Here is a 9,714-nt window from a genome sequence, read left to right as displayed (position 1 = left end):
CCGGCATCCGTCCCGGCGCGAGGAACGCGGCGCCCCCCGCGTCCACCACCGACCGCAGCGCCGGCACGTCCGCCGCCTCGCGCAGCAGCGCGCCCAGACCGGGCTCGCCCCAGGCCCGCAGGCACTCCTGGAGCAGCCACAGCCCCATGATGTTGCGCAGATAGCGGACCGTGCCGTCCAGCCCCAGCTCATTGGTGAAGTTGGCGGCCCGGCTCTCCTCCGTCAGCACCGGGGCGTCCAGTTCGAGCCCGGCCAGCGACCAGGTGCCGGTACAGATGTACGCGAACCGCTCACCGTCCGCCGGTACCGCGGCCACCGCGGACGCGGTGTCGTGCGAGCCGACCGCCGTGACCGGGACCGGCCCGCTCAGCCCGGTCTCCTCCAGCACCTCCGGGCGCAGTACCCCGGCCGGGTCCCCGGGCCGGCGCAGCGGCGCGAACAGGGTGAGATCGATGCCCAGCCGCTCCGCGAGCCCGTACGCCCAGTCCCGGGTGCGCGGGTCGACGAGCTGGGTGGTCGAGGCGTTGGTCAGCTCCGTGCCCTGCTCCCCGGTGAGCCAGTACGCCAGCAGGTCCGGAATCATCAACAGCCGCCCGGCCCGGGCGAACTGCGCCGAATCCCGCGCCGCCGTCAGCTGGTACAGGGTGTTGAACGGGGCGTACTGCAGTCCGGTCGCCGCGTACAGCTCCGCGGCGGGCACGGTCGCCCACACCTTCCCGGCGATCCCGTCGGTACGGCTGTCGCGGTAGTGCACCGGGTTGCCGAGCAGCGCCCCGTCCGCGTCCAGCAGCCCGTAGTCCACGGCCCAGCTGTCGATGCCGACGGAGTCCACCGCGCCGGCCGCCTTCAGTCCGTCCAGCACCCCGGCGTACAACCCCAGGACGTCCCAGCGCAGCCCCTCGGGCACGCGCACCGGCCGGTTGGGGAAGCGGTGCGCCTCGGTCAGCTCCAGGCTGTCGGGGCCGACGCGGCCGACCATGACGCGCCCGCTGGACGCGCCGAGGTCGACCGCGGCGTACGACCCCACGGCGGTGCTCATCGCAGGAACGCGGCGGCGACGCCGGCGTCGACCGGGACGTGCAGTCCGGTGGTGTGGGTGAGATCGCCGCCGGTCAGCGCGAACACGGCGTTCGCCACGTGCTCGGGCAGCACCTCGCGCTTCAGCAGCGTCCGCTGGGCGTAGAACTCGCCCAGCTTCTCCTCCGGCACCCCGTACACGGCGGCGCGCTCGGCGCCCCAGCCGCCGGCGAAGATGCCGGAACCGCGCACCACACCGTCCGGGTTGACGCCGTTGACCCGGATGCCGTGCTCACCCAGCTCGGCGGCGAGCAGCCGCACCTGGTGGGCCTGGTCGGCCTTGGTGGCGGAGTAGGCGATGTTGTTGGGGCCGGCGAACACGGCGTTCTTCGACGCGATGTAGACGATGTCCCCGCCCAGCTCCTGCGCGGTCATCACCCGGGCCGCCTCGCGCGAGACGAGGAAGGAACCGCGGGCCATGATGTCGTGCTGGAGGTCCCAGTCCGCTGCGGACGTCTCGAGGAGCGGCTTGGAGATCGAGATCCCCGCGTTGTTCACCACCAGGTCGACGCCGCCGAAGGCGAGCACGGCGGCCTTGAAGGCACCGGCGATCTGCTCCTCGGAGGTGACGTCGACGGTCACGGCGACGGCCTTGTCGGACCCGCCCAGCTCCTCGGCGACCTCGGCGGCGTTCTCCCCGTTCAGGTCGGCCACGACGACACACGCGCCCTCGGCCGTCAGCCGCTGGGCGATCGCCCTGCCGATCCCGCTGCCGGCGCCGGTGACGAGCGCGACCCGCGTCGCGAGCGGCTTGGGCTTCGGCATCCGCTGGAGCTTGGCCTCCTCCAGCGCCCAGTACTCGATGCGGAACTTCTCCGACTCCTCGATCGGCGCGTACGTGGACACCGCCTCGGCCCCGCGCATCACGTGGATCGCGTTGAGGTAGAACTCGCCGGCCACCCGCGCGGTCTGCTTGTCCCTGCCGAAGCTGAACATGCCCACACCCGGAACCAGCACGATCGCCGGGTCGGCCCCGCGCATCGCGGGGGAGTCGGGCCGAGCATGGCGCTCGTAGTAGGCGGCGTACTCCTCGCGGTAGGCCGCGTGCAGCTCCTTCAGCCGGGCGACCGCCTCGGCCGGCGGGGCGGACGGCGGCAGGTCCAGGACCAGCGGCCGGACCTTGGTGCGCAGGAAGTGGTCCGGGCAGGAGGTGCCCAGCGCGGCCAGCCGCGGGTGCTCGGCGCGGGCCAGGAAGTCCAGTACGGCGTCGGAGTCGTCGAAGTGCCCGACCTGCGGCCGGTCCTGGGAGGCGACGGCCCGGACGTACGGCGCCAGTGCGGCGGCCCGCTCCCGACGCTCCTCCCCGGACAGCGCCTCGTACCCCTCGATCACCGGTCCGAACGGCTCAGGCCGGCCGCGCTCGGCGAGGAACGTCTCGGCCGTGCGGATGATGTGCAGCGAGTTCCGCTCGCACTCCTCGGAGGTGTCACCCCACGCGGTGATGCCGTGTCCGCCGAGCACACAGCCGATGGCCTGGGGGTTGGCCTCCTGCACGGCGGCGATGTCCAGTCCGAGCTGGAAGCCGGGCCGCCGCCACGGCACCCACACCACGGTGTCACCGAAGCACTCGGCGGTCAGTTTCTCCCCGTCGGCCGCGCAGGCGAGCGCGATCCCGGAGTCGGGGTGCAGGTGGTCCACGTGCGCGGCGCCGACGAGCCCGTGCATCGCGGTGTCGATCGACGGCGCCGCACCGCCCTTGCCGTGCAGGCAGTAGTCGAACGCGGCGACCATCTCGTCCTCGCGCTCGACCCCCGGGTAGACCCCGGTGAGCGCCCGCAGCCGGTCCAGCCGCAACACGGCCAGCCCCGCCCCGGTCAGCGTCCCGAGGTCGCCCCCGGACCCCTTGACCCACATCAGTTCGACGTCACCGCCGGTGACGGGGTCGGTCCCGGTGCCTTTGGCGGAGGTGTTGCCCCCGGCGTAGTTGGTGTTGCGGGGATCGGAGCCGAGCCGGTGCGAACGAGCGAGCAGAGCGGCGGCTTCGGGATGGCTGGACATCAACGATCAGTCCTTCGGAAGAGAGGGGGAGTGGAGCGCCCAGGCAGCGGCGCGGGGCTGTTCCGATGTGCGGCTGCCGCCGCGTGGGCGCGACCAGCCACATCCGGCCCGCAGCCCGCGACGAACAGAATCCGGCGGACGCCTACGCCCCCCACCCCGCCTGCTCTCCGCCGACCCGCTCGGCAACGACCTTCTCGCCCCACCCGGACCGCCGGTAGGCAGACATGGGCTCGGGGTCCAGCCCCATCTCCTCCCTCACCTCACGAAGCAGCGGACGCACATCCGTGTTGTACGCGTCCATCAGCACGGCGTTGGCCTCCAGAACATCCCCCGCCCGCTGGGCATCGGCCAGCGCCGCCCGGTCGACCAGCAGCGCCTTCGCCGTCGCTTCCTGCACGTTCATGACGGAACGGATGATCGCCGGGATCTTCGCCTCGATGTTGTGGCACTGGTCCAGCATGAACGCCACCCCGGGCGTGAGCCCGCCGCCGCGGATCACCTCGTACATGATCCGGAACAGCTGGAACGGATCCGCGGCCCCCACCATCAGGTCGTCATCGGCGTAGAACCGCGAGTTGAAGTCGAACCCGCCGAGCTTCCCCTCCCGCAGCAGCGTCGCCACGATGAACTCGATGTTGGTCCCCGGCGCATGGTGCCCGGTGTCGACCACGACCTGTGCCTTCTCGCCGAGCTTCAGGCAGTGCGCGTACGCCGTGCCCCAGTCCGGCACGTCCGTCGTGTAGAACGCCGGCTCGAAGAGCTTGTACTCCAGCAGCATCCGCTGCCCCTCGCCGAGCCGCTCGTACACCTCGGCGAGCCCGTCGGCGAGCCGGTCCTGGCGTGCCCGGATGTCGTCCTGCCCGGGATAGTTCGTCCCGTCGGCGAACCACAGCTTCAGGTCGGCGGAGCCGGTCGCGTCCATGATGTCGACGCACTCCAGCAGATGGTCCACGGCCTTCCTGCGTACCGCCGCCTCCGGGTGGCAGATGCTGCCCAGCCGGTAGTCGTCGTCCTGGAAGGTGTTGGAGTTGATCGTGCCGAGCCGCACCCCCCGGTCCTCGGCGTGCCCGGCCAGTGCCGCATAGTCCCCGACCCTGTCCCACGGGATGTGCAGCGCCACGGTCGGCGCGACTCCGGTGAACTCGTGCACCTTGGCCGCGTCGTCCACCTTCTCCTGCGGAGTACGGGGGACGCCCTGTTGGGCGAACACCTTGAACCGGGTCCCCGAGTTCCCGTACGCCCACGACGGCGTCTCGACTGCCTGGGTCTTGAGAGCGGCCTTCGCCGCGGCGAGCTCGGTCACGTCAGGGCTCCTGTGACATCGGGTCGTAACGACCACAGAGTGAAACGATTCAGAACGGGAAGCTATGGCGCCCCCGGAGGGGTGTCAACCCCTTCGGCAAAGACCGGGCTCCGTGACCACGGTGTGATCCGAAGGTGTCGGAAGTTTTTCGACCGGCACCCATTGACGTGACATGCGTCGCGCGCCTAACGTCCCGGCAATCCAGTTGAAACCTTTCACGACGTGGCGAGGGCCGACCCGCCGACGTCGTCGAGGAGCCCTCATGACCCACCCGTCCGACACGGGTCCGGCCCCGGTTCTCGCGCTCAAGGGCATCTCCAAGTCCTTCGGCGCGGTACGTGCGCTGCGGGACGTCTCCCTGGAGCTGTTCCCCGGGGAGGTGCACGCCCTCGCCGGTGAGAACGGAGCCGGCAAGTCGACCCTCATCAAGACCCTGGCGGGAGTGCACCGGCCGGACGCCGGCCAGGTGCTGCTCGACGGCGCGCCGGTCCTCTTCCACGGCCCCGGCGACGCCCGCGACGCCGGTATCGCCGTGATCTACCAGGAGCCCACGCTCTTCCCCGACCTGTCGATCGCCGAGAACATCTTCATGGGCCGGCAGCCCCGGCGGGCCCTCGGCCGCATCGACCACAAGGCCACGTACCACGCCACCGCGGCCCTGATGGAACGGCTCGGCGTCGAACTCGACCCGGACCGCCCGGCCCGGGGACTGTCCATCGCGGACCAGCAGATCGTCGAGATCGCCAAGGCGCTCTCCTTCGACGCCCGCGTGCTGATCATGGACGAGCCCACCGCCGCCCTCACCGGCAGCGAGGTCGCCCGTCTCTTCGGCGTCGTGCGCACCCTGCGGGACCAGGGCGCCGCCGTGCTGTTCATCTCCCACCGTCTGGAGGAGATCTTCGAGATCTGCCGGCGGGTCACCACCCTGCGCGACGGCGCCTGGATCGCGAGCGAGCCGCTGGACGGCATGACCGAGGACGACCTGGTCCGCCGCATGGTCGGCCGCGACCTCGAGGAGCTCTACCCCAAGCAGGACGTGACCCCGGGCGAGGTCGCCCTGAGCGTGCGCCGGCTGACCCGGGAGGGCGTCTTCACCGACGTCTCCTTCGACGTGCGGCGCGGTGAGATCGTCGGCCTGGCCGGACTCGTCGGCGCCGGCCGGACCGAGGTCGCCCGCGCGGTGTTCGGCGTCGACCGCTGGGACGCCGGCGAGGTGGAGGTCGACGGGCGGGCGCTCACCAACGGCGCCCCGTCCACCGCCATGGCCGCCGGCCTCGCCCTGGTCCCCGAGGACCGGCGCGCCCAGGGCCTGGTGATGGACATGTCCATCGAGCGCAACATCGGCCTCACCGGACTCCGCACGACCGTCAGGGCCGGCCTGGTGGACCGCGGCGCCGAACGCGACCGCTCCCTCGACTGGGCCGTGAAACTCCAGGTCAAGTACGCCCGGATCGCCGACACCGTGAACACCCTCTCCGGCGGCAACCAGCAGAAGGTCGTCCTCGCCAAGTGGCTCGCCACCGGGCCGAAGGTGCTGATCGTCGACGAGCCCACGCGCGGCATCGACGTCGGCACCAAGGCCGAGGTGCACCGGCTGCTGTCCCAGCTCGCCGCCGACGGCGTCGCCGTCCTGATGATCTCCTCCGACCTGCCCGAGATCCTCGGCATGGCCGACCGCGTGCTGGTGATGCACGAAGGCCGGCTCACCGCCGAGATCCCCCGCACCGACGCCACCGAGGAAACCGTGATGGCCGCAGCCACGGGGAGGGCCGCCGCGTGACGGTCGCCGCTCCCGAAGAAGCCCCCGTCGCCGAGGTGCCGAAGGCCGGCGCCACCCGGCTGGCCGACCGCGTCTTCAAGATGCGCGAACTGGCCATCCCGGTGGTCTTCCTGGTGATGATCGGCGTCACCCAGGCCGGCAACAGCGCGTTCCTGTCCGAACAGGGCATCAAGGACCTGCTGCTGAACGCGACCATCCTCGTCCTGGTCGCCACCGGCCAGTCCCTGGTGGTCATCACCCGCAACGTCGACCTGTCCGTCGGCTCCACCCTCGGGATCAGCGCCTTCGCCGCCGGCGTCCATCTCCAGGGCGGCGGAGACCCGGTCGCCGCCATCGCCCTCGCCGTCCTGCTCGGCATCGGCTTCGGCCTGCTCAACGGTCTGCTGGTCAGCCTCGGCCAGGTACCCGCCCTCGTGGTCACCCTCGGTACGCTCTACATCATCCGCGGCATCGACTCCATCTGGGTCGGCTCCCGCCAGATCACCGCCGCCGATCTCCCCGGCTCCTTCGTCGACTTCGGCTCCGGCGGCATCTCGGCGGTGCCGTACCTGGCGCTGATCGCCCTCGCGGTGGTCGTGGCGACGGCGTACCACCTCAAGCACTTCGGCAGCGGGCGCGAGCTGTACGCACTGGGCTCCAACCCGGAGGCGGCCCGGCTCGCCGGCATCCCGGTCCGCAAGCGGATCCTCGCCGCCTACACCTTCTGCGGCGCCCTCGCCGGTCTCGCCGGCGCGCTCTACCTGGCCCGGTTCGGCAACGTCGACTCCGGCACCGGATCCGGTTACGAACTCACCGTCGTCAGCGCGGTCGTGGTCGGCGGCGTCGTCTTCACCGGCGGCTCCGGCAGCGTCTACGGCGCCGCCCTCGGCGCACTGCTGCTGACCTCCATCAACAGCGTGCTGCCCGCCCTCGGCGTCAGCTCCGTGTGGGTGCTCGCCATCAACGGCATCCTGCTCATCCTCGCCATCGCGGTCGACCGGATCGTCGCGCTGCGCGTGGCCACCGCCCTGAAGAAGAGGAACGCCCGCCATGCCTGAGTCCCTCACGCGCGCGAGCCGCTGGTCCGCCTCGTCGAGGTGGGACACAGCCGTCGGCGCCCTGCTCGTCGTGGTCCTGCTGCTGTCGTTCACCACCGTCGACGGCTTCGGCAACGCGCTCAACCTGTCGTTCCTCATCGGCAACACCCTGCCGATCGCGCTGATCGCCCTGCCCATGACCCTGCTCGTGGTCTCCGGCGAGATCGACCTGTCCGTGGCCTCCACCGCCGGACTGTCCGGCGCCGTGATGGGCGCCCTGTGGAACCAGGGCATGACCATCGAGGCGATCATCCCGATCTGCCTCGTGATCGGTGTCGTCTGCGGTCTGGTCAACGGCCTGCTGGTGACCCGCCTCGGACTGCCCTCCCTCGCCGTCACCATCGGCACCCTGGCCGCCTACCGGGGCATCGCACAGATCGTGCTCGGCTCCGACGCGGTCACCGACTTCCCCGCCCCGTACCTGGACTTCGCCGCCGGACGCATCGGCGACACGTTCGTCCCGTACGCCTTCCTGCCCTTCCTCGTGCTGCTCTCCATCGCGGTCGTCGCCCTGCACGCCACCCCGTTCGGGCGGTCCCTGTTCGCGATCGGCGCCAGCGAGGAGGCCGCCCGGTTCGCCGGCGTCCGCGTCAAGCGGCAGAAGCTGATCCTGTTCACCCTGACCGGTCTGATGTCGGCCCTCACCGGCGTCTTCTGGGCGCTGCACTACGCCAGTGCCCGTTACGACAACGCCACCGGGCTCGAACTCTCCGTCGTCGCCGCCGTGCTCCTCGGCGGCATCGACTTCGACGGCGGCAAGGGGACGCTCGGCGGCGCCGTCGCCGGTGTGTTCCTGCTGGGCGCGCTGCAGAACGTGATGAGTCTGCGGGACGTCTCCGCGCAGTCGCAGATCGTCGTGACGGGCGTGCTGCTGGTGCTGTCCGTCCTGGGCCCCCGCGTCGCCCGGCAGATCGCCGTCGCACGCGCCGGACGCCGGGCCGCCACCTCACCACCGGTGTCCAAGACGCCCACCCCGACTCCCTGAAACCTCTTCCGTCCCTAAGGAACCCACCATGCGCAAGGCAACCGTCCGCCGCACCTGCGCGGCCCTCGCCGCCGTCACCTCGCTCGCCCTGGCCGCCACCGCCTGCGGCGGCACCACCAAGGAGGACGTCAAGAACGAGGGCGGCGCCGCGGCCCCGGCCGGCAAGGCCGACCCGAACGCCGAGACCAAGAAGGGCCTGACCGTCGGCTTCCTGCCCAAGCAGGTCAACAACCCCTACTTCACCACCGCCGACAAGGGCGGCGAGAAGGCCGTGAAGGAGCTGGGCTCCACCTACAAGGAGGTCGGCCCCTCCAGCGCCACCGACACCGCCGGCCAGGTCTCCTACGTCAACACCCTCACCCAGCAGCAGGTCGACGCCATGGCCGTCTCCGCGCAGGACCCCGGCGCCCTGTGCACCGCGCTCAAGCAGGCCATGAAGAACGGCATCAAGGTCGTCACCTACGACTCGGACACCACCGCCGACTGCCGCAACGCCTTCATCTCGCAGGCCTCCGCCGAGGACCTGGGCCGCACCGAGGTGCAACTGCTCGCCGAACAGATCGGCCACAGGGGCGAGATCGCGATCCTGTCCGCCGCGCAGACCGCGACCAACCAGAACACCTGGATCGGCTTCATGAAGGAGGAGCTCAAGGATCCCCAGTACAAGGACATCAAGCTGGTCGAGGTCGCCTACGGCAACGACGACGCCCAGCAGTCCTTCCAGCAGACCCAGGGCCTGCTCCAGGAGTACCCGAACCTCAAGGGGATCATCTCCCCGACCACCGTCGGCATCAAGGCGGCCGCCCAGTACCTGTCCGGCTCCAAGTACAAGGGCAAGGTGAAGCTGACCGGCCTCGGCACCCCGAACGACATGCGCAAGTACGTCAAGAACGGCACCGTCGAGGCCTTCGAGCTCTGGGACCCGGCGAAGCTCGGCGAGCTGGCCGGCCGGACCGCGATCGCGCTGGCCTCCGGCCAGATCACCGGCAAGGAGGGCGAGACCTTCACAGCCGGGGCGATGGGCGAGTACACCATCGGCAAGGACGGCGTGATCAACCTCGGCAGGCCCACCGTCTTCAACGCCGAGAACATCGACCGGTTCGACTTCTGATCCCGGCCACCCCGGAGGAGCGGTATCTCATGCAGCGCGTCTGTTTCCTGCTCAGGGTCCGACAGGACCGGATCGCCGAGTACCGCGAACGCCACGCCGCCGTGTGGCCCGAGATGCGCGAGGCGCTCTCGGCCACCGGCTGGCACAACTACTCCCTCTTCCTGCGCGACGACGGCCTCCTCGTCGGCTACCTGGAGACCGAGGACTTCGAGGCGGCCAGGGCCGGCATGGAGGCCACCGAGGTCAACGCCCGCTGGCAGGCCGAGATGTCCCCCTTCTTCGAGTCCCTGGACGCATCCCGGCCCGACGAGGCGATGACACCGCTGACCGAGGTCTTCCACCTCGCCTGACGACGGAGCCCGCGATGAGACGACGCACGCTTCC

Annotated in this window: 8 protein-coding genes; 5 read left to right on the top strand and 3 right to left on the bottom strand. The window is 70.9% G+C overall.

Features of this window, described 5'->3' with window-relative positions; genetic code table 11:
• From B9S61_RS05710 to rhaI, 3 genes are all read right to left on the bottom strand, one after another.
• A partial coding sequence (locus B9S61_RS05710) for a rhamnulokinase family protein (protein WP_103541208.1) occupies window positions 1-1,039 on the bottom strand: 1,039 nt, incomplete at its 3' end.
• Entirely contained in the window at window positions 1,036-3,075 is a 2,040-nt protein-coding gene (locus B9S61_RS05705) for a bifunctional aldolase/short-chain dehydrogenase (RefSeq protein WP_103541207.1), read from the bottom strand. The genes B9S61_RS05710 and B9S61_RS05705, both read right to left, overlap by 4 nt.
• Window positions 3,076-3,217: 142 nt before the next feature.
• Window positions 3,218-4,378, bottom strand: coding sequence for an L-rhamnose isomerase (gene rhaI, locus B9S61_RS05700; protein ID WP_103541206.1), 1,161 nt, complete (start codon window positions 4,376-4,378; stop codon window positions 3,218-3,220).
• A 262-nt stretch (window positions 4,379-4,640) separates the two neighbouring features.
• Between rhaI and B9S61_RS05695 the strand changes: the two genes are divergently transcribed.
• Genes B9S61_RS05695 through B9S61_RS05675 form a run of 5 tightly spaced genes read left to right on the top strand, consistent with a single transcriptional unit; the run spans window position 4,641 to window position 9,680 of the window.
• Window positions 4,641-6,158 carry a sugar ABC transporter ATP-binding protein gene (locus B9S61_RS05695; protein ID WP_103541205.1) on the top strand — a complete coding sequence of 506 codons (1,518 nt, stop codon included), beginning with the start codon at window positions 4,641-4,643 and terminating at the stop codon, window positions 6,156-6,158.
• Window positions 6,155-7,195 carry an ABC transporter permease gene (locus B9S61_RS05690; RefSeq protein ID WP_103541204.1) on the top strand — a complete coding sequence of 347 codons (1,041 nt, stop codon included), beginning with the start codon at window positions 6,155-6,157 and terminating at the stop codon, window positions 7,193-7,195. The genes B9S61_RS05695 and B9S61_RS05690 overlap by 4 nt, the downstream gene beginning before the upstream one ends.
• On the top strand, window positions 7,188-8,219 hold the full coding sequence (locus tag B9S61_RS05685) for an ABC transporter permease (RefSeq protein WP_103541203.1): 1,032 nt from the start codon (window positions 7,188-7,190) through the stop codon (window positions 8,217-8,219). The genes B9S61_RS05690 and B9S61_RS05685 overlap by 8 nt, the downstream gene beginning before the upstream one ends.
• A gap of 28 nt (window positions 8,220-8,247) precedes the next feature.
• Entirely contained in the window at window positions 8,248-9,330 is a 1,083-nt protein-coding gene (gene rhaS / locus B9S61_RS05680; RefSeq protein WP_103541202.1) for a rhamnose ABC transporter substrate-binding protein, read from the top strand.
• Window positions 9,331-9,359: 29 nt separating this feature from the next.
• Window positions 9,360-9,680 carry an L-rhamnose mutarotase gene (locus tag B9S61_RS05675; RefSeq protein ID WP_103541201.1) on the top strand — a complete coding sequence of 107 codons (321 nt, stop codon included), beginning with the start codon at window positions 9,360-9,362 and terminating at the stop codon, window positions 9,678-9,680.
• Window positions 9,681-9,714 lie beyond the last annotated feature (34 nt).

The sequence above is a fragment of the Streptomyces sp. SM1 genome, from assembly GCF_002910825.1.
In the GTDB taxonomy this organism is placed as follows: Bacteria; Actinomycetota; Actinomycetes; order Streptomycetales; family Streptomycetaceae; genus Streptomyces; species Streptomyces okerensis.
Note: the sequence above shows the minus strand (reverse complement) of the source record. Positions and strands in the feature narration are given on the sequence as shown.